The organism is Streptomyces albireticuli (genome assembly GCF_021228125.1).
In the GTDB taxonomy this organism is placed as follows: Bacteria; Actinomycetota; Actinomycetes; order Streptomycetales; family Streptomycetaceae; genus Streptomyces; species Streptomyces albireticuli.
On record NZ_JAJQQS010000015.1, the window covers coordinates 51,325 to 77,262 of the forward strand.

The 25,938-nt window shown below is 74.6% G+C and carries 21 protein-coding genes; 11 read left to right on the plus strand and 10 right to left on the minus strand.

The genetic code is table 11. From position 1 onward, the window contains the following. Positions 1-4 precede the first annotated feature (4 nt). The 5 genes from LUZ64_RS25140 (at position 5) to LUZ64_RS25160 (ending at position 5,048) form a co-directional block, all read left to right on the plus strand. Positions 5-757 (plus strand): urease accessory protein UreF, encoded by a 753-nt coding sequence (locus LUZ64_RS25140; RefSeq protein WP_232390567.1) that lies wholly within the window; start codon positions 5-7, stop codon positions 755-757. A 211-nt stretch (positions 758-968) separates the two neighbouring features. Then, positions 969-1,661: an urease accessory protein UreG gene (gene ureG / locus LUZ64_RS25145; RefSeq protein WP_095578946.1), complete on the plus strand. Its 693-nt coding sequence runs from the start codon at positions 969-971 to the stop codon at positions 1,659-1,661. Further along, a complete protein-coding gene (locus LUZ64_RS25150) occupies positions 1,658-2,476 on the plus strand; it encodes an urease accessory protein UreD (protein WP_232390566.1) in 819 nt (272 codons plus the stop codon). Before ureG ends, LUZ64_RS25150 begins: the two co-directional genes overlap by 4 nt. 165 nt (positions 2,477-2,641) lie before the next feature. Continuing rightward, complete coding sequence (locus tag LUZ64_RS25155) at positions 2,642-4,240, plus strand: alpha/beta hydrolase (RefSeq protein WP_232390565.1); 1,599 nt, start codon at positions 2,642-2,644, stop codon at positions 4,238-4,240. A gap of 205 nt (positions 4,241-4,445) precedes the next feature. Continuing rightward, positions 4,446-5,048 carry a hypothetical protein gene (locus LUZ64_RS25160; protein WP_095578937.1) on the plus strand — a complete coding sequence of 201 codons (603 nt, stop codon included), beginning with the start codon at positions 4,446-4,448 and terminating at the stop codon, positions 5,046-5,048. Between the two features lie 62 nt (positions 5,049-5,110). Here LUZ64_RS25160 and LUZ64_RS25165 read toward each other — a convergent pair whose 3' ends face one another. From LUZ64_RS25165 to LUZ64_RS25175, 3 genes are all read right to left on the minus strand, one after another. Continuing rightward, positions 5,111-6,016: a hypothetical protein gene (locus LUZ64_RS25165; RefSeq protein ID WP_095578948.1), complete on the minus strand. Its 906-nt coding sequence runs from the start codon at positions 6,014-6,016 to the stop codon at positions 5,111-5,113. Between the two features lie 174 nt (positions 6,017-6,190). Then, positions 6,191-6,487 carry a hypothetical protein gene (locus LUZ64_RS25170; RefSeq protein ID WP_095578938.1) on the minus strand — a complete coding sequence of 99 codons (297 nt, stop codon included), beginning with the start codon at positions 6,485-6,487 and terminating at the stop codon, positions 6,191-6,193. A 10-nt stretch (positions 6,488-6,497) separates the two neighbouring features. Further along, positions 6,498-7,331 carry a TIGR02452 family protein gene (locus LUZ64_RS25175; protein ID WP_095578939.1) on the minus strand — a complete coding sequence of 278 codons (834 nt, stop codon included), beginning with the start codon at positions 7,329-7,331 and terminating at the stop codon, positions 6,498-6,500. A 271-nt stretch (positions 7,332-7,602) separates the two neighbouring features. On the opposite strand from LUZ64_RS25175, the gene LUZ64_RS25180 reads away from it, so the two are divergent. Continuing rightward, positions 7,603-7,995, plus strand: a complete 393-nt coding sequence (locus LUZ64_RS25180) for an SSI family serine proteinase inhibitor (RefSeq protein ID WP_095578940.1) — start codon at positions 7,603-7,605, stop codon at positions 7,993-7,995. A gap of 54 nt (positions 7,996-8,049) precedes the next feature. Here the strand turns inward: LUZ64_RS25180 and LUZ64_RS25185 are convergent, their stop codons facing one another. The 5 genes from LUZ64_RS25185 to LUZ64_RS25205 form a co-directional block, all read right to left on the minus strand. Next, complete coding sequence (locus LUZ64_RS25185; protein ID WP_170116650.1) at positions 8,050-8,208, minus strand: hypothetical protein; 159 nt, start codon at positions 8,206-8,208, stop codon at positions 8,050-8,052. 128 nt (positions 8,209-8,336) lie between these two features. Then, positions 8,337-9,287 (minus strand): cytochrome c oxidase assembly protein, encoded by a 951-nt coding sequence (locus LUZ64_RS25190; RefSeq protein ID WP_095578949.1) that lies wholly within the window; start codon positions 9,285-9,287, stop codon positions 8,337-8,339. Between the two features lie 103 nt (positions 9,288-9,390). Further along, a complete protein-coding gene (locus LUZ64_RS25195) occupies positions 9,391-10,416 on the minus strand; it encodes a 6-phosphofructokinase (protein ID WP_095578941.1) in 1,026 nt (341 codons plus the stop codon). A gap of 133 nt (positions 10,417-10,549) precedes the next feature. Further along, positions 10,550-11,278, minus strand: coding sequence for a type 1 glutamine amidotransferase (locus LUZ64_RS25200; protein ID WP_095578942.1), 729 nt, complete (start codon positions 11,276-11,278; stop codon positions 10,550-10,552). 21 nt (positions 11,279-11,299) lie between these two features. Then, entirely contained in the window at positions 11,300-12,538 is a 1,239-nt protein-coding gene (locus LUZ64_RS25205; RefSeq protein WP_087929238.1) for a MurT ligase domain-containing protein, read from the minus strand. A 166-nt stretch (positions 12,539-12,704) separates the two neighbouring features. Between LUZ64_RS25205 and def the strand changes: the two genes are divergently transcribed. Beyond that, a complete protein-coding gene (gene def, locus LUZ64_RS25210) occupies positions 12,705-13,292 on the plus strand; it encodes a peptide deformylase (protein ID WP_095578943.1) in 588 nt (195 codons plus the stop codon). Positions 13,293-13,625: 333 nt separating this feature from the next. On the opposite strand, the gene LUZ64_RS25215 is transcribed toward def, so the two are convergent. Next, the gene (locus LUZ64_RS25215; protein ID WP_095578944.1) at positions 13,626-14,273 is read right to left on the minus strand and encodes a TetR/AcrR family transcriptional regulator; all 648 of its coding nucleotides are present in this window, start codon (positions 14,271-14,273) and stop codon (positions 13,626-13,628) included. A 149-nt stretch (positions 14,274-14,422) separates the two neighbouring features. Between LUZ64_RS25215 and LUZ64_RS25220 the strand changes: the two genes are divergently transcribed. Next, positions 14,423-15,676 (plus strand): acyl-CoA dehydrogenase family protein, encoded by a 1,254-nt coding sequence (locus LUZ64_RS25220; RefSeq protein ID WP_095578945.1) that lies wholly within the window; start codon positions 14,423-14,425, stop codon positions 15,674-15,676. A gap of 248 nt (positions 15,677-15,924) precedes the next feature. On the opposite strand, the gene LUZ64_RS25225 is transcribed toward LUZ64_RS25220, so the two are convergent. After that, on the minus strand, positions 15,925-16,956 hold the full coding sequence (locus LUZ64_RS25225) for a GNAT family N-acetyltransferase (protein WP_232390936.1): 1,032 nt from the start codon (positions 16,954-16,956) through the stop codon (positions 15,925-15,927). A gap of 403 nt (positions 16,957-17,359) precedes the next feature. Between LUZ64_RS25225 and LUZ64_RS25230 the strand changes: the two genes are divergently transcribed. From LUZ64_RS25230 to LUZ64_RS25240, 3 genes are read left to right on the plus strand one after another with little or no spacing between them, the layout of a single operon-like run. Beyond that, the gene (locus LUZ64_RS25230) at positions 17,360-20,278 is read left to right on the plus strand and encodes an AAA family ATPase (protein WP_143593010.1); all 2,919 of its coding nucleotides are present in this window, start codon (positions 17,360-17,362) and stop codon (positions 20,276-20,278) included. A gap of 10 nt (positions 20,279-20,288) precedes the next feature. After that, entirely contained in the window at positions 20,289-23,087 is a 2,799-nt protein-coding gene (locus tag LUZ64_RS25235; RefSeq protein ID WP_095578811.1) for an AAA family ATPase, read from the plus strand. Further along, complete coding sequence (locus LUZ64_RS25240; RefSeq protein ID WP_095578812.1) at positions 23,084-25,933, plus strand: ATP-binding protein; 2,850 nt, start codon at positions 23,084-23,086, stop codon at positions 25,931-25,933. The genes LUZ64_RS25235 and LUZ64_RS25240 overlap by 4 nt, the downstream gene beginning before the upstream one ends. Positions 25,934-25,938 lie beyond the last annotated feature (5 nt).

Consider the following 25,938-nt stretch of genomic DNA (forward strand, 5'->3'; position numbering starts at 1 on the left):
GCTGATGGGCCTCGACCCCGACGTCCTGGACGGCGCGCCGGTACCGGTACCGGTGGCCGCGCCGGCTCCCGCGCCGTCCGCTGGGAGTCGCGCCGCGCTGCTCGTCCTCGCCGACGGCCGCTTCCCCGCCGGCGGCCACGCGCACTCGGGCGGTGCCGAGGCGGCCGTCAAGGCCGGGCGGATCCACGACGCCCGGACCCTGGAGGAGTTCTGCCGGGGGCGTCTGCACACCACCGGCCTGACGGCGGCGGCCCTCGCCGCCGCGGCGGCCGCCGGCGTCGACCCGCTCGCCCTGGACGACGCCGCCGACGCCCGCACCCCCGCGCCCGCCCTGCGGGCCGCGGCCCGCAGGCTCGGCCGTCAGCTGCTGCGGGCCGCCCGCGCCACCTGGCCCTCGCCCGAGCTGGACGCCCTGGCCGCCGCCCGGCCGCGCGGCGCCCACCAGCCGGTCGTCCTCGGCCTCGCCGCGCGCGCCGCGGGCCTGGGACCGCCGGACGCCGCCCTCGCCGCCGGCCACGAGACGGTCAGCGGCTCCACCACGGCGGCCGTACGGCTGCTCGGCCTCGACCCGTTCGACGCGACGGCCGTGCTGGCCCGCCTCGCGCCCGAACTCGATCATGTGGCGGCCCGGGCCGCCGAGGCCGCGCGGCGGGCCCTCGGTGAGGGCGCGGACGCCCTTCCGGCGGCCTCGGCCCCGCTCCTGGACCTCATGGCGGAGCAGCACGCGGCCTGGGCGGTACGGCTCTTCGCCTCGTAGCGGGTGGCCGGGGCGGACGGGGCGGACGGGGGGCCGGGGCGGACGGGGGGCACGGGCGCACCAGACGTACCGGGCGTACGAGGCGGCCGCGCGGCCCCGGCCGCCCGTGACCCCGCCCCGCATCCCTCCCGACTCAACCGCCCCGTAGCCCTCCCACCTCACCCGACCCCGAATCCACCCACCCCACCCCACCCGACTCTTGGAGCCCCTCGTGCACCTCGACCACGCCGACGCCTTCCCCCACCGGCACACCTACAGCGCCGCCGACCCCCACCGTCCCGACGGCACCCGCCGCGCCCTGCGCATCGGCCTCGGCGGGCCCGTGGGCTCCGGCAAGACCGCGACCGTGGCCGCGCTCTGCCGCGAACTGCGCGACGGCCTCTCGCTCGCCGTCGTCACCAACGACATCTACACCCGTGAGGACGCCGAGTTCCTGCTCCGCAACGCCGTCCTGCCGCCCGAGCGCATCACCGCCGTGGAGACCGGCGCCTGCCCGCACACCGCGATCCGCGACGACATCTCCGCCAACCTGGAGGCCGTCGAGGACCTGGAGGACGCGGTCGGCCCGCTGGACCTGATCCTCGTCGAGTCCGGCGGCGACAACCTCACGGCGACCTTCTCCAAGGGCCTCGTCGACGCGCAGATCTTCGTCATCGACGTCGCGGGCGGCGACGACATCCCCCGCAAGGGCGGCCCCGGCGTCACCACCGCCGACCTGCTCGTCGTCAACAAGACGGACCTCGCCCCGTACGTCGGCGCCGACCTCGCGGGCATGGCGCGCGACGCCGAGGCGCAGCGCGGCGGCCTGCCCGTCGTGTTCACCTCCCTTGTCACCGAGGGCGGCGTGGCACCCGTGGTCGAGTGGGTGCGCGCGCGGCTCGCGGACTGGGCCGTCAGGCCGTGACGGCGGGCGCCGTCCGGGCCGCCCGCCCCGGCGCCGGACTCCGGGCCACGGCCCGGATCGTCGCCGCCGTGGACGGCCGGGGCGGCACGGCGCTGCCCGTCCTCGACGGCGCGGGCCCGTTCGCGCTGCGCAGGCTGCGGCCGTACGGGCCCGGGGCGCGGGTCGCGCTCGTCGGGGCGATGAGCGCCCCGCTGGGCGGTGACCGGCTCGCGCTCACCGCCGAGGCCGGGGACGGCACGGCGCTGACGTTCACCACCACGGCCGCCACCCTCGCCCTGCCCGGCCGCACCGGGGAACCGGCCACCTACGACACCCGGATCCGGGTCGGCGACGGGGCCGTGCTGCGCTGGCTGCCGGAGCCGCTGATCTCCGCGCGCGGCAGTGACCTGCGGGCGACCACCCGCGTCGAGCTCGCCCCGACGGCCCGGCTGGTGCTGCGGGAGGAGCAGATCCTCGGGCGGGCGGGGGAGGAGCCGGGGAGGCTGCGGTCCCGGCTGACCGTCCTGCGGGCCGGCCGGGTCCTGTTCGACCAGGAGCTGGCGTACGGGCCCGGGGTGCCCGGCTGGGACGGCGGGGCGGTCCTGGGCGGCCTCCGGGCGGTCGGCCAACTTCTGGTCGTCGACCCGGCCTTCGAGGCGCGCCCGGCGGCGTCCAGGGTGCTGGGCGAGGGCGCCGCGCTGATGCCGCTCGCGGGCCCGGCCGCGGTGGTGGGCGCGGTGGCGCGGGACGGACTGGAGCTGCGCGGGGCCCTGGACCGGGGATGGAGGGAGTTTGCCAGGGAATGCCGCGATGGGGGGATTTGGGAGCAGGAGTGATGAACAGCGGCACGTGTGCCGCTTTTTGTGACGTCATCCTTACGAATTAGTAAAGAAACACCCGTACGACCTGTCGTATGTGGCATGGGAGACGGAAGGATCCCCGCCAGCAGTGCATTGCGATCACGCCGCTCCAAGCGGCGCACCCAGCAGGGGGATTCCTACGTGAGAGCTACATCCATACTCGGCGCGGCCGGCACTCTGGTGACCGGCGCGCTGGTGGCCGGGTTCCTGACCGCCCCGGCCGCCAGCGCCGGTGAGCGCGTGCCGGGCGGCGCCGCCGAGGCGCGCGGTGTGCGCATAGCCGCCGAGCGCGCGGCCAAGACCGGCATCAAGTGGCAGGACTGCCCGGCCGCCTGGGGCCTGGAGAAGCCGATCCAGTGCGGCTTCGTGACCGTCCCGGTCGACTACGCCAAGCCCGACGGCCGCAAGATCGAGATCGCCGTGGACCGCGCGCGCTCGACCGGCACCTCGGCCGAGCGCCAGGGCTCGCTCATCTACAACCCGGGCGGCCCCGGCGGCTCGGGCATGCGCTTCCCGAAGCGGATCACGACCAAGAGCCCGCTGTGGGCCAAGACGGCGAAGGCGTACGACTTCGTCGGCTTCGACCCGCGCGGCGTGGGCCACTCCGCGCCGATCTCCTGCGTCGACCCGCAGAAGTTCGTCGCCGCCCCCAAGGCCGACCCGGTGCCCGGTAGCGAGGCCGACAAGCGCGCCCAGCGCAAGCTGGCCCGCCAGTACGCCGACGGCTGCGCCGAGCGCAGCGGCGACCTGCTGCCGTACCTCACCACCCCGAACACGGCCCGCGACCTCGACGTCATCCGCGCCGCGCTCGGTGAGAAGAAGCTGAACTACCTGGGCGTCTCGTACGGCACCTACCTCGGCGCCGTCTACGGCACCCTCTTCCCGTCCCACGTCCGCCGCATGGTCGTCGACAGCGTCGTCAACCCGGCCACGGACAACATCTGGTACGAGGCGAACCTGGAGCAGGACGTCGCCTTCGAGGGCCGCTTCAAGGACTGGGAGGCGTGGGTCGCCAAGCACGACGACGTCTTCCACCTGGGCAAGACCCAGGCCGAGGTCCAGAAGGGCTGGGAGAAGATCCGGGCCACCGCCAAGAAGAAGCCCATCGGCGGGGTCGTCGGCCCGGCCGAGCTGATCAACTTCTTCCAGAGCGCCGCGTACTACGACTCCTCCTGGGTCCCGGTCGCCGAGACCTGGAGCAAGTACGTCGCCGGTGACGAGAAGCCGCTGATCGAGGAGGCCGGCCCGAACCTCGCGGACAAGGCCGGCAACATCGACAAGGAGAACAGCAACGCGGTCTACACCGCGGTCGAGTGCGCCGACGCCAAGTGGCCCACCAGCTGGAACAAGTGGGACCGGGACAACACCCGCATCCACAAGAAGGCCCCGTTCATGACCTGGGCCAACGCCTGGATGAACCTCCCCTGCGCCACGTGGAAGGCCCCGCAGCAGACGCCGATCGAGGTCACCACGCGCAAGGGCCTGCCGCAGACCCTCATCGTGCAGGCCGACCGTGACGCCGCCACCCCGTACGTCGGCGCCGTCGAGCTGCACAAGCGCTTCCGCGGTTCGCGCCTGATCACCGAGAAGGGCGCCGGCTCGCACGGCGTCACGGGCATCGTCAACCCCTGCATCAACTCCCGGGTCGACGCCTACCTCCTCGAGGGCAAGGTCGACGCCAAGGACGTGACGTGCGCCCCGCACGCCGTCCCGGCGCCGAAGGCCGCCGCGGCCAAGTAGCCCCGGGCGTAACGGAACACAGCACGACATAGCGAGCCTCACCCCGGTCCGGTAAGGGCCGGGGTGAGGCTTTTCTGCATAGCGCGTGTGATCGTGTGGCGGGTCGCGGAGTGATAGCGGACTGGTCACGATTCGAACAGACCCTTCCCGTAGGGCTTGTTACCGGCGGTACGTTTCGCCGGTCCGTCCAGACCTCAGGGGATCCATGCGCACCAGCACCGTCATAGCCGTCTGCCTCGTCGCCGCGCTGCCGCTCACCGCGTGCGGCACCGAGAGGAAGGACACGTCGTCCGCGAGCGCCACGGCCTCCTCGGCCACCACAGGGGACGGCCCCGAGCGTGGGGTCCAGCCGATGGGCGCGTCCGCCCCGACCGTGGGATCGGGCGGCGCCGGTCGCCTCGAAGTCACGCCCACCAGCGTCGTCTACGCCACCAAGGCGATGGCCGACAAGCCCACGAACGGGCTCTTCGTCATCGTGTCCGTCAAGGACCGCCCGACCTCGTCGTCGGCCGTCGCCGAGACGGCCCCGGCCCAGCGGGGCGGCTGGCAGTGGGTGGCCGCCGACGGCCGGGCCGTCGGCGCGGGCGACGGCAACGCCGCGAACGTCTTCCTCAGCGGCTTCGACGCCAGCGGCCCCATCCCGGCCGGCACCGCCAAGTGGCGCGCGCGGGCCTTCGACATCAGCGAGCGCCAGCGCGGCGGGACCCTCGTCTACACCGACGGCCAGGGCAAGACCTTCCGCTGGGAGATCCCGGCCCAGGACACCGGCCCCCAGGTCGCGGAACTGAAGAAGAAGCTCGCGGGCTGAACGTCCCCCGCCGACCGCTCCTGTTGGCGGTCGGTGGGGACTCCGCTGAGTGGCAGGGAGGGTCAGTGCGCGATGTGCTTCCGGTGCCACGCGAAGAACGGGGCACTGGTTTCGCTGAAGTCCTGCATCGTGCGCCCGGCGATGGAGGTCGCGGCCTTCTTCAGATCCGCCGTCACAGCGGCCTGGGCCGCCGTCTCTATCACTCCGGCGTCGTTCACGAAGATGTATCCGTGCTCGAACAGCTCGTCGCAGCCGATGAGGCAGGCGGCGGTGATGTTGGAGAGGTTGAGCTGCTCCTCGCGAGTGGCGACGCTGCGGCGTTTGATGTGCGCGGCCCGCACCATGCGCGGGGGCAGCACACGCTGACAGAACGCACAGGTGAGCTGGGCCGGATCGGAACCGAACTTCTTACGGCGCAGCTTCTGCTGCTCCCGTCGGACCAGGACCTTCGCGAACGTGCTGAGCTCACCGGAGTGGTCGATGACCCCGTCGGGTCCGCTCGGACCCGCTTCCGGGAGCCGGGTCGCCAACTCCGCCACAGCGCCGACACCTGATACCAGGACCGCCGCCCCCTGCTTGTTGGCGGAAAGCCGGAGGCACTCCATGGCCTCCGCGCCGAGGGCGTCCCCGGGTATCTCCTCCTCCTCGGAGAGGACCGATATACGGAGCCGCTCCGGGTAGCTGTCGTCGGGCCAGACCTCGTTGTGGTCGACGAAATGTGGCTCTGTGACCTGTGCGACGATGACGCGCTTCAGGGTTGCCTGGGACCAGCCCCCGGGCTTGACCCGGCTGTTCGGTCCGCGGTGACCGAGGACGAGGAAGTCACCTTCGGTGAGGCGCTTCACGTCCTCGCGGGCGCCGGCCCGGTCGAGGGCGCTGGGGCGCCAGCCCCAGAGGTTGTGGCGCAGACCGATGGCGAGGTTCTCGCGGGAAGGGCTCGGTACGTAGACGTAAGCGGTCCGGGACATGGTCTCCATCTCTCACGATCCCCGAAGGGCGCAGTGACACGGCAGCCGGGTCGCAGCGAGTCCTGGGGACTGGAAGGGCCGGGCCGGCCGACCTCCCGGAGGGAGGACAAGGATGATATGGCATCGCGCTCTGCACTCAAATGGCCGGGTCGGTGAGCGGGCTGGGAGGGGGGCTCACTCTGCTCGCCCTTGAGGCGGTACCCCGTCGCGCCACGCCGCCAGGGCCGCCCAGACCGCCGTCACCGCGAGGATCACCAACGCGGCCGGGCCCGTCAGCTCGTGGATCCGTCCGGCGGTGTGGGCCAGTTCGGCGCCCAGGGCCGCTCCGACGTTGTCACCCTCCGCGACGGGATCGTGGACGTGGTCGTGCGAGAGCGCCCAGCCGGCGAGGCGGGCCAGGGCCGTCAGCGTGAGCAGGGCCAGGCAGGTGGCGGCCGCCGGGACGGTCGCGCGGAGGTCGAGGCGTGCCATGGTGGGCACGCTAACCCAGGCGTGCGGCTGTGCCGCCCGGGAAGGCCGCGGCGAACGCCGCCCGCGTCGGGGAGTCCGCGCGGCGGTCCAGGATCGCGAAGACCACCCGGTCGAAGCGGTCGGCGAAGCGGCCCGTCAGCGGGGTCCGGAAGGCGGCGGCGACCTCCGCCGGATCGTTCATGAAGACCCCGCACCCCCAGGCGCCGAGCACCAGTTGGCGGTAGTCGTGGGCGGCCGCCACCTCCAGCACGCGTTCGGCGCGGGCCGCCAGGGCCGCCGGCACCCGGGCCGCCGCCGCGGGGTCGCGACGGGAGATCACGCCGGCGTTGGGCGCCGGGGACGTCAGGAAGCCCGCCCGGAACGGGGCGTCGAGCAGCATGCCGCGGTCGTCACGGAAGACCGGCACGCCGGGGGAGTGGATCACCCGGTCGCTGTAGAAGGGACTGGGGTCCGCCCGGTGGGCCGCGTAGTACTCCGGCACTTCGCGCAGGCACCGGTACAGCGCCGAGCCCCGGCAGAGCGCCTCCTCCTGGGCCTGGGCGCCGTTGAGGTAGCCACCACCGGGGTTGCGCGCCGACGCGAAGTTGAGCACCGCCACCGGGCCGTCCCCAGCCACCCGCCGTGCCGCGTCCAGACTGCCCTCGCCGGTCACCTCGAACGCCGTGGCGGCCACGGGCGCCCACTCCGGTACGGGCACGGGCTCCGGGCCGTACAGCCGGGTGCCCGCCGCCGCCGACGCGATCGCGTCGGTGAGGCTGACCCGGTGTCCGTCCCGCGTGGTCCAGCCGCCCGAGGCGACGATCCGCTCGGTTTCCTTGGCGATGCCCCGCAGCCGCGCGCTCATATGCGTTGTCCAGTCACGGGCCCGAGGTTACGGATTCACCCCCTCATCGGCTAAGGGTTTTCCGCAGGTCTGCGGCGTGGGAGGGACCCGGGGCCGGTCCGGATGGTCGGAGGGGCGGGCTTCGCGGCGGTACGGTGTCCGCCTGCCCACGGGCCCGCCCGGGTGAGAGTGTGCCGCCACCCGGGGGACGCCCCGGTGCGGCCGCTTGCCCCGCGGCCCCCGCGCGCGATGGCCTGGCACCGGGCACCCCCCGCGCCCCAGGAGGCACCGAATGTCCGTACGTACCACCGTGGCGGTCGCGGCGACCGCCACCGCTCTGCTCTGCCTCGCCGCCGTCCCCGCGGCGACCGCGAGCGAGCCCGAGCGCGGGCGGCTGTTCCTGACCGTCTCCGGCGCCCAGAACACCTGGATCCGGGGCGTCCAGCTCACCTGCCCCGACGCCGGCGGCCACCACCCGCACGCGGCCGCGGCCTGCGCCGACCTTCAGCGGGCCAAGGGCGAGCCGGACGCGCTCGCCGGCGAGGGCCACCTGTGCACCAGGGAGTACGACCCCGTCACGGCCACCGTGGAGGGCGACTGGAACGGCAGGCCGCTCGTCTGGCACAAGACCTATCCCAACGCGTGCGGGCTCGACGCCGCGACGGGAGCGGTATTCCGTTTCTAGCCGCCTCCGCCCCGGGAGGGGGCCCGGCGGACGCCCCGGAGCCCCGCCCCCGCGTCACGTACCCCGCGCCACCAGGGTGCCTATCGTCATCAGCATCAGCACCACCCACGTGAACCACAGCCAGCCGTCGCTGCCGATCGTCACCGTGTAGGCGGTCACCGTGACGAGTCCCCCCACCGTCAGCCCCGCCATCGCCTTCGTGGATCCGGGCATGCCCGCACCTCCTCACGGCGGCCCGGAGCGCGGACGCGAGAGGGCCGCGACCAGGAGACCATCGTCTCCGGCCGCGGCCCTCACCGCCATACCTCCGACCCCGGCCGTGCGCCGGGGCGTACCTCAGCTCATCGGCCGCGCGCCTGGAGCGAAGCCAGATAGGCGTTGTACTCCGCCAGCTCCTTGTCGCCGTTGCGGTCCGCGGCGCGGTCCGAACGCCGCGACTGGCGCTGCTCGGAGCGGTACCACTGGTAGGCCAGCGCGAGCAGCACCACGACCGACGGGATCTCGCTGAACGCCCACGCGATGCCGCCGCCCGCCTGCTGGTCCTCCAGCGGGTCGATGCCCAGCGAGGCCGGCGGGTGCATATACGTGCCGATCATCGGCTCCGACCCCATCATCAGGGCGATGCCGAAGAAGGCGTGGAAGGGCATGCCCGCGAAGAGCTCCAGCATGCGCATCACGTAGCCGGGACGGTGCGGGCCGGGGTCCACGCCCATGATCGGCCAGAAGAACACCAGGCCGACCGCGAGGAAGTGCACCATCATCGCGATGTGCCCGGTCTTCGACTCCATGAGGAAGTCGAAGAGCGGCGTGAAGTACAGGGCGTACAGGCTCGCGATGAACAGCGGGATCGTGAACGCCGGATGCGTGATGATCCGCATGTAGCGGCTGTGCAGCAGCGCCACCAGCCACTCGCGCGGGCCCTTGCGCCCGCGCCCCGCCGTGGGCAGCGCCCGCAGCGTCAGCGTCACCGGCGCGCCGAGCAGCAGCAGGATCGGGGAGAGCATGCTGATCACCATGTGCTGCACCATGTGCACGCTAAACATGACCATGCCGTAGTCGTTCAGCTTGGTGCACATCACCAGCCACACCGACAGCACGCCCAGCGCGAACGCGACCGTACGGCCGACGGGCCAGGCGTCACCGCGCATCCGCAGCCGCACCACACCCCAGCCGTACAGGGCCAGCCCCAGCAAGCAACCGATCATGAAGAACGGATCGCCGCTGAACTCCAGACCCCGTCCCAGCGTGAACGGCGGCATGTCCATCATCATGCCGTGCCCGCTGTGATCCATCCGCGTCTCTCCCATTTCGTACCGATGCGCCGGGACCAGAGTAGAGCCGCCCCCGGCCGGGGCTCCGGCCGGGGGCGGTACGGCGGTGACCGCGAAGATCACTTCACAGGACGCACTCCACCTCGGCGTAGCGCTCCGCCGGAACCGTCTTCAGCCGCTCCACGGCCTCCGCCAGCGGCACCAGCGTGATGTCCGTGCCGCGCAGCGCCGTCATCATCCCGAAGGCCCCGCGGTGCACCGCCTCCACGGCGTGCCAGCCGAAGCGGGTCGCCAGCACCCGGTCGTACGCGGTGGGCGTGCCGCCGCGCTGCACATGGCCGAGTATCACCGGGCGGGCCTCCTTGCCCAGGCGCCGCTCCAGCTCCACGGCCAGCTGCCGGGCCACGCCCGCGAACCGCTCGTGGCCGTAGACGTCCTTCTCGCCGGTCTCGAAGGCCATCGAGCCCGCGCGGGGCTTGGCGCCCTCGGCGACCACCACGATCGCGAAGCGCTTGCCCGCCTCGAAGCGGCGGCCGACCACCTCGGTCAGCTCGTCGATGTCGAAGGGCCGCTCCGGCACGACGATCGCGTGGGCGCCCGCGGCCATGCCCGAGTGCAGGGCGATCCAGCCGGTGTGGCGGCCCATCACCTCCACGATCAGCACCCGCTGATGGGACTCGGCGGTGGTCTTCAGCCGGTCCAGAGCCTCCGTCGACACACCGACGGCCGTGTCGAAGCCGAAGGTCACGTCGGTGGCGGAGATGTCGTTGTCGATGGTCTTGGGGACGCCCACGATGGGCAGGCCGGCGTCGGACAGCAGCCGGGCCGCCTTGAGGGTGCCCTCGCCGCCGATCGGCACGATCGCGTCCAGGCCGAGCTCCGCGACATGGCCGCGGGCCCGCTCGACGCCGTCGCGCAGATCGGCGGGGCGCACCCGGGAGGAGCCGAGGATGGTGCCGCCGAGCGCCAGGATGCCGCCGACCGCGTCCAGGTCGAGCTTGCGGAAGTCGCCCTCCAGCAGCCCGCGCCAGCCGTCGCGGAAGCCGATGACCTCGTCACCGTGGTCCACGACGGCGCGGTGCACCACGGACCGGATGACGGCATTCAGACCGGGGCAGTCGCCCCCGGAGGTGAGTACGCCGATGCGCATGACAGGGAACCTTCACAACAGGGCGGGTGACCGGACCCCGTCGTCCGGCTGGATCCCCGCCACCATACAAGCGAGGGGGTGGCGGGGGACACAACCGTCCGTCATGCGGGCGCGCGTACGGGCGGGGAGCCCGTCAGGAGGGCTGGGTCGCCGCCGCGATCCGCTCGTTGCGCAGCGCCTCGTACCAGCGGTCGTCCACCGGGGGAAGGGCGTTGACATCCAGCGCCAGCTTGATCAGCAGGTCCGAGATGTGCGGGTTGCGCGCCATGACCGGCCCGTGCATGTACGTACCGAAGACGGTGTCGTTGTACGCGCCCTCGGTGCCGTCACCCGTGCCGTTGCCCTTGCCGATCCGGGTCCGCGCGAAGGGGCGCGCGTTCGGGCCGACGTGGGTGATGCCCTGGTGGTTCTCGAAACCGGTCAGCGGCGGCAGCCCCAGCCGGTCGTCGATGTCGGCGAGCACGTCGCCCACGCACCGCTCGCCCTCGCCGCGGGTGCTGATGACGTCGAGCAGGCCGAGGCCCTGCTCCCGCTGCCCGAGGTCGTTGATGAACTCGTGGCCCAGGATCTGGTAGCCCGCGCAGACCGAGAAGACGATCGCGCCGTTGGCGACCGCCCGGTTGAGTCCGCCGTCGCGGCGCAGCCGCTCGGCCGCGAGCCGCTGCGGGCGGTCCTCACCGCCGCCGATCAGATAGATGTCCCCGGAGGTGGGGATCGGCTGGTCGGAACGGATGTCCACGCGCTGGACATCCAGCCGGCGCTGGCGCGCCCGGCGCTCCAGGACCAGGACGTTGCCCTGGTCGCCGTAGGTGCTGAGCAGGTCGGGGTAGACCCACACCACCCGCAGACTGTTCTGGCTCATGCTCACAATCCTGTCGTGGGGTCAGTTGCCGACGCGGCGGCGGACGTCCTGGAACGCGGTGTAGTTGGCGATCAGCTCGATCTTGCCGGGCGGCGCCGACTGCACGGCCTCGTCGACCGTCTCGCAGACCCGGAAGTCCAGCCCCGCGACCTCCAGGCGCACCGCGAGGTCGAGCTTGCGGTCGCCGAGGAGGAAGATCGGGTGCCCGGCGAGCCGGGTGTAGTCCACGTCCCACAGCCACGAGGTGTCCGTGCCGTCCGCGCCGCGCGCGTTGACCGCGAGGATCACCGGCGCCGGCGGCCCGTCGATCAGCGAGAACGTCTCCAGCCAGCCGGCCGGGTTCTTCGCCAGCAGCAGCCGGATGTCCCGGTTCAGGAACTGCACCACGTCGAACCGGCCCGCGACCGCCTGCACCTGGTACATCCGCTCCAGGGCCACCTGCGGCGGCACCCCGAAGGTGGCCGCGACGGCGGCCGAGGTGGTGGCGTTCGCCTTGTTGGCGCGGCCCGGCAGCTGGAGGTGGATCGGCCACGCGGAGCCGTGCGGGTCGAGGACGTAGTCGCCCGACAGCGCCCAGCTCGGGGTGGGCCGGCGGAAGCCGCACTCACCGCAGAACCAGTCGTCGCCCGGGCGCTGCATCACACCGCCGCAGGACGGGCACGACCAGGCGTCGTCCTTCCACTCCTGGCCCGCGGCCACCCACACCACGTTCGACGACGAGGACGCCGCCCAGACGATCAGCGGGTCGTCGGCGTTGGCGATGATCACCGCCTTGGTGCCGGCCAGGCCCTCGCGCCACTTCTCGGCGAGCATGCGCGTCTCCGCGGCCCGGTCGAGCTGGTCGCGCGAGAGGTTGAGCAGCGCTATGGCCTTGGGCGAGACGTCCCGGGCGACACCCGCCAGGTACTTCTCGTCCACCTCGATCACGCCGTAGCGCGCGTCCGAGCCGCCCGCGAGGGCGGAGGTGATACCGGCCGGCATGTTCGCGCCCAGCGCGTTCGACACCACCGGTCCGCTGGCCCGCAACGCCTCGGCGATCAGCCGCGTCGTGGTCGTCTTTCCGTTGGTGGCCGACACCAGGACCACGTCCAGGTGGGTCGCCAGCCGGGCCAGCAGATCGGGGTCGAGCTTGAGCGCGACCTTGCCGCCGATCACCGATCCGCTGCCGCGGCCCGCGGCGCGCGACACCGCCGCAGCTGCCTTGCCCGCCGTCACGGCCAGCTTGGCCCGCGGCGACAGCGGCCCCGTGTTGCCTGCCATCGTCCTAGATCCTCCTTGCAATCCGGCGCCGCCGCCTGTTCCTGGTCCGCCGGTGGAACGCCCCCTCCGAGCCGAACGCCGGCCAGGAGGCCTCGGTCGGGGATCAGCCTATCGAGATCCGGCCGTGGGCCCGAACCCGCGGCCCTCGGAACGTAGGGTTGACCCCATGCGCAAAGGCTCGATTCCCGGTGGTTCAGGACGTGTACGGCCCCTGCGGCTGCTCGGAGATCAGGGTCTGGCGACCCCCTGTGAGGAGGTCACGGAGTTTGACGAGGGGCTCGCGGAGCTCGTCGAGGACATGTTCGCGACGATGTACGCGGCGGGGGGCGTGGGCCTCGCGGCCAACCAGATAGGCGTCCCGCTCCGGGTCTTCGTCTACGACTGCCCGGACGACGAGGACCGCCGTCACCTCGGGCACCTCGTGAACCCCCGGCTCGTCACGGCGGACGGCGTCACCGTCCGCGGACCCGAGGGGTGCCTCTCCGTGCCCGGGATCGAGGCGGGCACGGAGCGCTTCGACCACGCGGAGGTGGAGGGTTTCACGAAGGACGGCTCCCCGGTGCGGGTGAGCGGCACGGGGTTCTTCGCGCGGTGCCTCCAGCACGAGTGCGACCACCTGGAGGGCGGGCTGTACCTGGACCGCCTGACGGGCGTCCGGAAGCGGCGCGCGCTGCGGGCCGCCCGGCGGGGCGGGCTGACGCCCGCCGCCGGGGCCCCGGCCCCGGCCCCGGCCTCCGGGCATCGGGCGGGCTGAGCTCCGGCCCGGAGACGGGCGGGAAGGCGGCCTCTCGGGCGGGCGGGTACGACGTCCCGGTGCACGGGAAGGCCGGGCGGGAGCGCCGTCCTCGCGTACGGCGAGGCCGAGCGCGGACCGCCGCGACGGCGTCCTCGCGACGGCGTCCTCGCGACGGCGCCCCCGCGACGGCGTCCTCGCGACGGCGTCCTCGCGTACGGGGCGGCCGGACCGGCCGGAAGTTCCCGCGGGCCGGCGTCGGCGCGGCGTCCTCGTGTACCGGGGGCGGCCGGACCCGGCCGGGCGGGAGCCGGGCCCGCACGGCGGCCGGGGGTGCCGTGCGGGGCGCGTCCCTCAGAAGCCCGGGCCGCCCGGCAGGTCGCCCGCCGCCGCCAGCCTGCCCCAGAGCAGGTCCGCGAGGTGTCGTACGAGGTGGGCGCGCGGGAAGGGGCGCTCGCGCAGCCACCAGTCGCCCGCCGCGTGCATCATGCCGACGATGCCGTGCCCCCAGGCGCGGGCCAGCTCGTCACTGCCCGGGCCGAGATCGACCCGCTCGGCTATGACCTGGGCCAGCTCCTCGCCCATCCGCCGCAGCAGGGGCGCGGAGTGCCGGCCCACGTCGAAGCCCTGCTCCGAGGGGTGGCCCTCGTCGGCCGGGTGCATCAGGAAGCGGTAGACCTGCGGCCGGGCCTCTATCGCCGCGAGGTAGCTGTCCAGGGTGGTCTCGACCCGCTCCCGGCGGTCCGCCGGGGCGTCCAGCGCGGCGCGCAGCCCGATGAGCAGCGCGTCGGTGTGGCGGGCGGCGAGCGCGCGGTAGAGCCCGCCCTTGTCGCCGAAGTGCCGGTAGAGGATGGGCTTGGTGATGCCCGCCTCGGCCGCGATGGCGTTCATCGACGCCCCGGGGCCCTCCCTCAGCACCACGCGGTCCGCGGCCTCCAGCAGCTCCTTGCGCCGCCGTTCCGCGGCACGCTGCTGATCGTCCCGCTGACTGTTGTTCTCCATAGGAATGCCTCCCCGCCCCTGCGAATCGTCACGCATGCGCAACGTAACACCCGCTGCACCGAGCGAATCGGGGAGGCGGGGGCGGTTGACACCTCTACCCATGGGTAACATACTCGCGTTACCTTGAGTAACGAGGGGTGGGAGGGGTCATGGCGGAGTTCACCATGGAGCTCGACGAGGACCAGCGGGGGGTGCGGGACTGGCTCCACGGCTTCGCCGAGGACGTGATGCGACCGGCCGCGGCGGAGTGGGACGAGCGCGAGGAGTTCCCCTGGCCGGTGGTCCAGGAGGCCGCCAAGATCGGCTTGTATTCGCTCGACTTCTTCGCCCAGCAGTTCCTCGACCCCACGGGCCTGGGCATCCCCATGGCCATGGAGGAGCTCTTCTGGGGCGACGCCGGCCTCGGCCTCGCGATCGCCGGGACCGGCCTCGCGGCGATCGGCGTCTTCGCCAACGGCACCGAGGAGCAGATCGGCACCTGGGTCCCGCAGATGTACGGGGACGCCGCCGAGGTGAAGGTCGCCGCCTTCTGCTCCTCCGAGCCCGACGCGGGCTCCGACGTCTCGGCCATGCGCACCCGCGCCGTCTACGACGAGGCGAAGGACGAGTGGGTGCTGAACGGCACCAAGACCTGGGCGACCAACGGCGGCATCGCGAACGTCCATGTGGTGGTCGCCGTCGTCGAGCCCGGGCTGGGCGCCCGCGGGCACGCCTCCTTCATCGTGCCGCCCGGGACGGCGGGCCTGTCCCAGGGGCAGAAGTTCAAGAAGCACGGCATCCGCGCCTCGCACACCGCCGAGGTCGTCCTCGACGGCGTCCGCGTCCCCGGCCACTGCCTCCTCGGCGGCCGCGAGAAGCTGGAGCACCGGCTGGCCCGCGCCCGCGAGCGGGCGAAGGGGGAGCGCGAGGCGGGCACCGGCGTCGGCACCGGCACCGGCGCCCGGAACGCCGCCATGGCCACCTTCGAGGCGTCCCGGCCCGCCGTGGGCGCCCAGGCGGTGGGCATCGCCCGCGCCGCGTACGAGGTGGCCCTCGAATACGCCAAGGAGCGGGTCCAGTTCGGCCGCCCCATCATCGACAACCAGGGCGTCGCCTTCCAGCTGGCCGACATGCGCACCCGCATCGACGCGGCGCGCCTGCTGGTCTGGCGCGCCTCGTGGATGGCGACCGCCGGCCGCCCCTTCACCTCGGCGGAGGGCTCGATGTCGAAACTCTTCGCGGGGGAGACGGCGAAGGCGGTCACGGCGCAGGCGATGCAGATTCTCGGGGGCAATGGCTATACACGGGAGTATCCGGTGGAGCGGATGCATCGGGACGCGGCGATCTACACGGTGTTCGAGGGGACGAGTGAGATTCAGCGGTTGGTGATCGCGCGGGCGGTTTCGGGGGTGGGGATTCGCTGACGCGGGGTGTTCGGGCGGGGGTGGGGCGGGGCGGGGTGCCGCTGCGCGGGGCCTTGTCCCCTACCCGCCCCTTCCCGTATCCGGGGCTCCGCCCCGGACCCCGGTCCTCAAACGCCGGACGGGCTGGATTTTCCAGCCCGTCCGGCGCTTGAGGACACCGCGCGTCAGCGCGGAACGGGGGTCCGGGGATCTCCCCGGTTTCGGGAAGGGGCGGGGCTGGGGACAAAGCCGCCCGCAGGGCGGTGCCCTCACCCCTCCGCGATCAGCGCCGTCCCCACCCGCCGGAACCCCACCCGCTCGTACATCCGCCCCGTCACCTCGTCCCCCGCCGACAGGAACACCGTCCGCACCCCCCGCCCCCGCGCCTCCGCCACCAGCGCGGCCGTGACCGCGAGGCCGAGGCCCCGGCGGCGGGCGGTGGGGAGGGTGCCGATGCCGACGAGTTCGGTGACGTCGCCCACGGGCTGGTGCTGCCCCGCGCACAGGACCGTGCCGTCCTGGACCGCCGCGGCCAGCACCGTGAGGCCCGCCCTGATGCGGGCGGCCAGCCGGTCCACGGAGCCGTCGGCGCTCATCCGCCGGACCACCGCGGCCAGTTCGGCCGGGCCCGCCGTGCCGACGGCCGGGCCCGGCTCGGAGAAGGCGACCGGCGGTACGGCCACCGCGCCCGGCAGGGCAGGGTCACCGGGGCCGACGATCCGCACCGAAAGGCCGTCGATGTCTCCCGCGGCGCCCCTTCCCGCAGCAGCCCTTCCCGCGGCAGCCTCTCCCGCGGCGCCCCTTCCCGAGGCATCCCTTCCCCCGACAGCCTCTCCCGCAGCGTCCTTTCCCGCTGCGTCCCTTCCCGCGGCAGCCCCTCCCACAGCACTCCCTCCCACAGCACTCTCTCCCGCGGCGCCCCCTCCCGCGGCATCCCCTCCCGTGGGCCTGGCGTCCGGGGCGAGTGCCATGAGCGGGTGCTCGCGCACCGTGAGGCCCGCCTCCTCCACGGCCGCCCGGAGCGCGGGCGTGGTCTCGGCGACCCACTCGAAGCTCTCGGGGACGCCCAGTTCGCGCTGGCGCTCGCGGACCCGGCGGACGTCGGCCGCGGTCACGGGGCCGTGCCAGGACCGGGCCGGCCGGGCGTAGTACGGCCAGCCCTCGCTCTCCCGGACGAACAGGGTCAGCGGGCCGAAATCCTCGGCGCGCGCGGCGCTCCGGGGCACGGCGTCGTAATAGTCTTCGAGCACGTCCAGCAGGCCGCGCGCGTGGCGGCCGCCGCTCTCTTCCGATGAGGTCACGCCCGGCATTCAAACACCCGCCCCCGGCACCCCGTTCCGAAGCGCCGTTAAGCGTCTCTCCGCCGGTACGGCGGGGGTCGCCCGGCCGCCGGGACGGGCGGTGCAGCGTACGGCAAGCGAATGACAAGCGGATGTCGGCATTCTTGTCGCGGACGGGTTTCGGCTCACTTGCGGGAGACTGAGGGGGCACCACGCCTCGTAGGCGGCCGGGGACTCAGCGTTCATCTTTGGCCACGGATGCTTCGCATTCTGTCTCAAAGGTGATGGGTCGCCATCAGCTGTCCTGTTACCGTCTTTTCTGATCTTGATCGTGCAAGTCGGGACTTGGAACCGTCCGAGGGACCCGTCTCCGCCACGTCGATCGACGGAGCTCGAGTGTGGCTTCACGAAAGAAGGAAACGCCGTGGCGGTCAGCAGCGACAAGGACCAGGAGACTCCCCGGTTCCTGGTCGGCCGCTCCACCGAACTCGCCTTCCTCGCACGTCACGCCGAGGAGGCGCGCCGGGACGGTGCCCGGGCCGTCCTCGTCCGCGGCCCGGCCGGGATCGGCCGCACCGCCCTGCTCACCGCCTTCGCCGACCGGCTGACCTCGACGGGCGCCGCCGTCCTGCGCGGCACCGGCGGTGCGAAGGCCGACGACGGCCGGCCGGTGCTGGGCCAACTGCTCGGGCAGGACCCGCACCTGCTCCCGGAGCCGGCCGCCACCCTTCCCGGCACCGCGGCCGCCCACGCCGCCGCCTACGCCTTCCACCGCCGCTTCCACCGGCACCTCGCCGGCCTGCTCGCCACCGGCCCGCTCACGCTGATCCTCGACGACGCCCAGTGGTGCGACGAAGCCTCCCTGCGCAGCGTCGACTTCGTGCTCCGCAGGACCGCCGACCTGCCCCTGCTGGTGCTCTTCGCCCGGCGCACCGAATGCCACGGCCCCGGCAACGCCATGCTCGACGAGTTCCTCGCCCAGGGCCGCTGCGCCACCCTGGACCTCGGCCCGCTCACCCCGGCCGACACCGCCAGGATGGCCGTCCACACCCTCGGCGGCCCGGTCGACGAAACCTTTCTCCGCCACTGCGTGGACGCCGGCGCGGGCAACCCGGACCGGCTCGTACGCCTCCTCGCCGGCGTCCGCGCGGCCGGACTCGGCCCCGACGCCGCGGGCACCCGCAGGCTGCGCGGCACGTACGACACCGTGCTCGCCGACTCCGTCACCGCCCACCTCGCCGACTGCCCCGGCCACGAACGCGCCGTCGCCCAGGCCCTGGCGGTACTCGGCCGGTCCTGCGCCGACCCGCTGGCCGCCCTCTCCGGCGTCACCGGCAGGCGCCTCACCGCCGCCCTGGACGCCCTGCGCCGCAACGGCGCCGTCGAGGGCCCCCCGAGGGGCACCACCGGCGGTGCCGTGGAGCCCGCCGACCGCCACTCCGCCGTCACCATGCGGGACGCGGCCCGCGACGCCGTCCTCGCCGAGCTGCCGCCCGCCCGCCTGGAATCCCTGCGCGCCCGCGCCGCCCGCGTCCTCAACGACGCCGGCCGCCCCACCTCGGAGATCGCCGACCAGCTCGTCCTCCTCGAGGAGCTCACCGAACCCTGGATGCTCGCCGCCCTGCGCGACGCCGCCGCCGAGGCCACCGGCCGGGACGGCTCCGGGGCCGCCGTGCGCTACCTGCGCCGCGCCCTCGACGCAGAACTCACCGGCACCCAGCGCCAGGTCGTCCGCATCGAACTGGCCCGCGCCTCGGCCCCGGTGGCACCCGCCACCGCGCTGGAACACCTGCGGCACGCCCTCGACGACGCCACCGACCCACGGGACCGGGCGCACATCGCCGTCGAGTACGGAAGGACCGCCCTCGGCACCCCCGACGCCCCCGAAGCGGTCCACGTCCTCGGCGGCGTCCTCGAAACCCTCCGCACGGACCTCGGCACCGGCCCCGCCGACGCGGAGCTGCGCACCTCCGTCGCCGCCGCCCTGCTGATCACCGCCGTCAACGAGAAGGCGGCCATGGCCGAGGCCCGCGAACGGGCCGACGCCTGGCCCGTACCCCGGGGGGACAACCCGGCCGAGCGTCAGCTGCTCGCCGTCATGAGCGCCCTGGCCGCCTTCGACGGCAGGCCCGCCCGGCAGGCGGTCGCCCTCGCCCGCCGCGCCCTGAGAGTCGAGGAGCCCGCACCCGTCGGCTGGCGGGTGTTCGGGGCGTCCGTCGTCCTCGGCCTCGCCGACGAGACGGACGAGGCCCTGGCCGGGCTCGGCCGCGCCCTCTCCTCCAGCCGGGACCGGTACGAACCGTGGATGCATATGACGGTGCTGGCCGGGCGGTCCGTCGTCCGCCATTCCGCCGGGGACGTCGCCGGCGCCGCCGCCGACGCCCGCGCCGCCGTCGAGCTCGCCGAGACGACCGACGGCCCCCGCTCGCCCATGCCCTACATAGCCCTCGGCACCGCGCTGCTCTCCCAAGGGCAGCTCGACCGCGCCGAGAACATACTCGCCCGCGGCGGGCGCGGCACCGACCGGCAGATCTGGGAGTGGCACCACTACCTCTACGCCAAGGGCCGGGCCCGGCGCGAACGCGGCGACCTCGCCGGGGCGCTGGAGCTGTGGCAGCGGTGCGGGCGCAGCCTGGAGGAGGCCGGAGTGACCAACCCCGTGCTCGCCCCCTGGTGGCTTCCCGCCGCGTCCGTCCTCGCCCAGCAGGGCCGCACCGCCGACGCCGCCGCCCTCGTCGAGAGCGCCCGGGAGCGGGTGCGCCGCTGGGGCACCCCCCGGGGCATCGGCCTCGGCCTGCTGGCCGCCGGCGTCGTCGCCGAGGGCCGGGCCAGGCTGGACCTGCTCGCCGAGGCCGTCGACGCGCTGGCCGCCTCCCCGGCCCGCCTCGAGCAGGCCAAGGCCCAGTACCAGCTCGGCTACGAACTCCTGCGCCACGAGGACACCCGGGGAGCCCGCCGCCACCTGCGCGGAGCCATCGAACTCGCCACCCGCTGCGGCTACCACATCCTCGGCGGCCTCGCCCGGAAGCTGCTCGTCGCCGCCGGCGGCCGGATGCCGCAGCTCGCCGCCTCGCCCGTCGACTCGCTCACCGACAGCGAACGCCGCGTCGCCGCGCTCGCCCGGCGCGGAGTCAGCAACAAGGAGATAGCGGACGCCCTGTTCGTCACCCCCCGCACCGTGGAGATGCACCTGACCAACGTCTACCGCAAGCTCGACGTGCGCGGCCGCGCCGACCTGCCCCTCTCCCTCGGCACGCCCGGCCCGCTGCGCCCCTACGGCGCGGACGGGCACCACCCGGAGCGGGCGGAACCGCCGGCCGGCGCCCACGCGCCGAGTCACTAGGGAGCGGCCCATGACGCACTGGAGAGCCGGCCGGGCCGGCGGGGCCGGATCCTGGCCCACGGTCGACGGACACCTCAGCGGGGCACCGCCGCTCGTGGAACGGGAGTACGAGGAGAAGCTGCTGCGCACCCTGGTGGACGGCCTCGGCGCCGGCCGCTCCGCCACCGTCGCCGTGCACGGGGCACCCGGGGTCGGCCGCAGCGCCCTCCTCGACCGCGCGGTCGCCTTCGCGACCCGTTCCGGCGTCGCCTCGGCCACCGCCCACGCCTCCTGGGAGGAGTCCGGACTCCGCCTCGGCGTCGCCGGCCAGCTGCTGGCCTGCGTCGCCCCCGGCACCGACCCGTCCTGGCACACGGCCCGGCAGGGCGCCGGCGACACCCTGGAACTGTGCCGCCTCTTCCTCGCCGCCGCCCGGAAACGGCCCCTGCTCCTCGCCGTCGACGACGCCCAATGGGCCGACCGGGAGTCCTGGGACGTGCTGCGGGCACTGGCCCGCCGGCTGTCCGGCGCGCCCGTACTGCTGCTGACCACCCACGGCGTCTCCCTCGGCCCCGACGACCGCACCGAGCTGTGCTCCCTCGCCGACGAGCGCGCAGTCACCGCGCACACCCTCACCCTCGCCCCGCTCTCCGCCGAAGGCGTCGGCGAGGTACTGCGCGGGGCCTACGGGCGGCCCGTCGACCCGGAGTTCAGCCGGGTGGCCGCCCACGCCATGGACGGCAGACCGGCCGTCCTGCGCGCGGTCATCCGCAAGTTCTCCCGCCAGGGCTGGGAACCCGGCCCCGGCCACCTCGCGCAGCTCGCCGAGACCGCCGCCGAGAGCGTCGGCAACCGCGCCGCCCGGACCTGCGCCACCCTGCCCGCCGAACTCCAGGACGTCCTGCGCGCGGTCGCCGTGTGCGGCACCGACGGCACCCCCGGGATGATCGCCGCGCTGGCCGAACCCCGCGCGTACGGCACGGCCCACGCCCTGCGCCTGCTGGCCACGACCGGCCTGCTGACCGACGACGACCCGCCCGCCTTCCGCGAACCGAGGGCCGCCGAGGCGGTGCTCGCCGGCATCGGCGCCGAACGCCGCGAGGAGATCTACGCCCGCGCCGCCGAACGGGCCCACCGGGAAGCGCTCCCCGACGCGGCGGTCGCCCGGCTGCTGCTCGCCGCCCGGATCATCGGCTCCGCCTGGGCCGTGGACGTCCTGCGCCGGGAGGCCGCCCGCCGCCGCGCCGCCCGCGACCTGGCCGGCGCGGTCCGGCTGCTCCAGCGCGCCCTGCGCGAACCCATCACCCCGGCACTGCGCGTGAAGGTCCTCATCGAGCTGAGCGCCGTCGCCCTCCCCACCGCGCCCGACGCCGCCGACCGGCACCTGCGCCGCGCCCTGCTCACCCAGGCCGACGCCACGGCCGGCCCGTCCTGGGTGCACGCCGCCGAACTCCTCGTCGCCCGCGGCGACGTCGTCTCCGCGCAGCCGCTCATCGCCCACGCCCTGGACCGCGGCGACCTCGACCCCCGGGACCGGTCCGCCCTCCGCGCCCTGTACTGGCTCGCCGAACACAGCCAGCAGGGCGCCGCCTACGCGCTGGACCGGCCCTCCACACCCGACCTGACCGAGGCCCCCGCCGAACCCGCCGAAGCGGGCGTCGTCGCCTGGCGGCTGGCCCTGCAGGGCCAGGACATCGCCCGCGCCCGCGCGCTCGCCCGCACCGCCCTCACCCCGGCGGCCCGCGACACCACCCCCCTCACCTGCCAGCTCGCCGCCTGCCACGCCCTCGTCCTCAGCGACGACTTCACCGAGGCACGGGCCGGGCTCGCCGCCGTCCTCGTCCGGGCCGAGAGCGCCGGAGCCCAGCAGATCGCCGGCCTCGCCCTGCTCGTCGAGGCGCTCGCCGAGCTGCACCAGGGCCGCACCGAGGCGGCCTCCGCCGCCATCGACCGCGCCCAGGAGGCCATGCCGCCGCACTGCTGGCACCCCCTGATGGCCCCCGGCCTCGTCGGCCTCAAGACCTTCGTCTACCTGGAGCGCGGCGACCTCACCGCCGCCGAGCGGTCCGTGCGGCTGGCCCGGCCCACCGGCGCCGAGGACGGCCTGGCCTGGGCGTACCTGCTGTACGCCCGGGGCCTGCTGCGGCTGGCCGGTGACCGGCCCGAGGAAGCCCGCGCCGACCTGCTGGAGTGCGGCCGGGTCCTGCTCGCCCGCCGGGTGGCCAACCCCGCCCTGCTGCCCTGGCGCTCGGCCGCCGCCTACGCCCAGGGCCCGGACCCCGACCACGGCTGCCTCCCCGAGCCGGCGGCCGAGGAACGCCGCCTCGCCCTGGCCTGGGGCGCGCCCAGCGCCGTACGCCGGGCCCTGCTCGCGGCCGGCGGCCGGACACCCCGGTCCGTGCCCGCGCTGCCGCCGGCCGACGCCCCCGCGACCTGGCAGTACCGGCAGGCCCTCGTGGCCCTCGGCACCGCGCCGCTCGCCGGGCCCGCCGGCACCGCCACCGTCCCCGCCCTGCTCGCCGCCACCGGTAAGGGAAAGCCCGCCCGCGACGGCGCGAACACCGGCACCCGGGCCCCCCGCAGGGCACCCGCCGCCCGGCCCGCCCCGGGCGCCACCCGCGCCCCGGCCTCGGGCGGGCTGACCGGGGCCGAGCTCCGGGTGGCCGACCTCGCCGCACACGGCATGGCCAACCGCGCCATCGCCGCCGAGCTCTCGGTGACCCTGCGCACCGTCGAGCTCCATCTGACCAAGGCCTACCGAAAATTGGGCATCTCAGGGCGCTCGGAGCTGGCCGACGCGCTGGGGCAGCTACGGAGGAACACCCCATGACCCCCCTGCTCGACCGGCAGCGTGAACTCGACCTGATCTCCGAGGCGCTGGAGGCCGCCGAAGGGGCGAGCGGCTCCCTGCTCGTCGTCACCGGTGGCCTCGGCACCGGCAAGACCACCCTGCTGCGCGCCCTGCGGCCGCTGGCCGAACAGCGCGGCACCCAGGTCCTCAGCGCCAGCGCCGCCCTCCTGGAACAGGACTTCGCCTTCGGCGTCGTCGGCCAGCTCCTCGAACCCCTGCTGCCCGACACCTCCTTCGAACCCGCGGCCGACGCCCCGGAACCGGCCCGCGACCCGGCCCCGGCCACCGCCCCGGAACCGCACGGCGAACTCCTCGCCCTGGCCGCCGACCACGCCTCCCGCACCCCCCTGCTGCTGCTCGTCGACGACCTCCAGTGGGCCGACGCCCCCTCCCTGCGCTGGCTCGGCCACCTCGCCAAGCGGATAGCCCACCTGCGCATCACCGCCGTCGTCGCGCTGCGCGAGGGCGACCCCCGGGGCGAGGAACCACGCGTCCACGAGATCACCGACCGGGCCGCCCGCGTCCTGCGCCCCGACCCCCTCTCGCCGCAGAGCACGGCCGAGCTCGTGGCCGCCCGCTTCGGACGCCCCGCCGACCCCGCCTACCTGACCGCCTGTCACGAGATCGGCGCCGGCAACCCGCTGTTCCTCACCGCCGCCCTCGACGCCCTCGCCGGCACCGGAGCACCGGACGCCGAGCGCGCCCACACCGTCCGCACCACCCCGCTGCCCTCCCTGCGCGAACGGTTCCTCGCCGCCCTGCGCACCCAGCCCGCCCCCGTCCAGGCCATGGCCAAGGCGCTGGCCGTCCTCGACGGACACACCGACCTGGAGCTGGCCGGACGGCTCGCGGGCCTGGACGGCACCGGCCGCGACGCCGCGATCCGCTCCCTGCGCCGGCTCGGGCTGCTCGCCCCGGCCGACGGGCCCCGCTTCGTCCACCGGGCCGTACGGGAAGCCGTCGAGGACGCGATGACCTCCGCGGAACACGAGGACAGCCACATCTACGCGGCCCTCCTGCTGCACGGCGCGGGCCACCCCGCCGAACAAGCCGCCGCCCAGCTCCTGGAGGCGACCTCCTGCCAGGACGGCTGGGCCATCGAGGTACTGCGCTCCGCCGCCACCGCCGCGATGCGCCGCGGCGCCCCCGAGGACGCCGCCCGCTATCTGCGCCGGGCCCTGCTGGGCAGCACCCCCGCCGGACCGGACCGGGCCGCCCTCCTCGTCGACCTCGCCACCGTCGAGCGGGCCTTCGACCCGCCCGCCGCCATCCGCCACATCTCCCAGGCCCTGCTGCTCATCCCGACCGCCACCCAGCGGGCCAAGGCCGCCGCCCGCATTCCCCCCTCCCAGCTCGGCGGCTGCCCGCCGCCCTCCGTCGACGTGGTCTGCAAGGTCGCCGGCGAACTCGGCGACGCCACACTGATCGCCGGCGAGGACCGCGAACTGGCCCTGCGCCTGGAGGCCCGGCTGCGCCACATCGCGGTCGCCGGCCCCGGCCGGCTCCTCACCTGCGCCGACCGGCTGCGCGCCCTCGGCCCCACACCCCCGCTGGGCACCGCCGCCGAGCGCGAGCTCGTCACCGTCCTGCTGCACGGCGCCACCATGACCCAGAGCATGTCGGCCGCCGAGGTCGGGCCGCTCGCCAACCGCGTCCTGCAGTACGAGCCCGCCACCCCGGACCACGTCTACTCCGCCCTGCCCCTGCTGCCCCACATCCTCATCGCCGCCGACTCCGTCGAGATCATCGGCCCCTGGCTGCGCACCGCGCAGGACCGGGCCCGCCGGGAGAACGCCGTCGTGGCCCAGGGCGTCATCGGCATCGAACTCACCCAGGTGCTGCTGGCCCAGGGCCGCCTGGAGGAGGCCCGCGCCCAGGCCGCCGAGGCACTCGCCCTCGGCGTCACCGGCTGGGCGACCCTCCAGTCGATGATCGGCATCGTGCTCGTCGCCATCGAGAGCCGCGACGCCGAACTGACCCGCCGGCTCCTGGAGTACCGCCGCGAGGGCGCCTCCCACGGCCACCAGCCCTCCAGCCTCCAACTGCTGCGCGGCTCCATGGCCGCGGCCGTAGGCGACCTGCCCACCGCCCTGGAGTACTTCCTCGACTGGGGGCGCGCCGCCGAGCGCGCCGACTGGCGCAACCCCGCCGTCTTCCCCTGGCGGGCCTGGGCGGCCGGCCTCCACTACCGCATGGGGCACGCCGCCCAGGCCCAGGAACTCATGGAGGAGGAGTGGGCGCGGGCCCGCGCCTGGGGGACACCCGTGGCGATCGGCCGCGCCCTGCGGATGCGGGGCGCCGTCACCGAGGGGGAGCGGGGCCTCGAACTGCTGCGGGAGTCCCTGGACGTCCTGGAGGGCTCCGTCAACGGCATGGAGCGGGCCCGTACCTCCGTACTCCTCGGCCGGCGGCTGCGCGCGGCCGGCCGGGCCGACGCCGAGACCCAGCTGCGCCGCGGCCGGGAGCAGGCGCTCGCGTCCGGCGTGCCCTGGCTCGCCGACCGGGCCGCGCGGGAGCTCCAGGCCATGGCCCGCCGGGCCAGCCCCCTGGACGTGGAGGCGCTCACCCGCACCGAGCGCAGGGTCGCCGGGCTCGCCGCGCACGGCGTCTCCAACCGGGACATCGCCGAACGGCTCGACGTCAGCTCACGGGCCGTCGAGAAGCACCTGACACACGCCTACCGGAAGCTCAACGTCAGCGGCCGGGCCGAACTCGTGGGCCTGGCCCACCTGCTGCCCGACGGCACCGCGGACGCCACCCGTACCGCAGTGCGGCGCACCGCGGCGAACCGTACCGAACCGAAGCACCGCGGTACCCCCGGGTAGCCGTA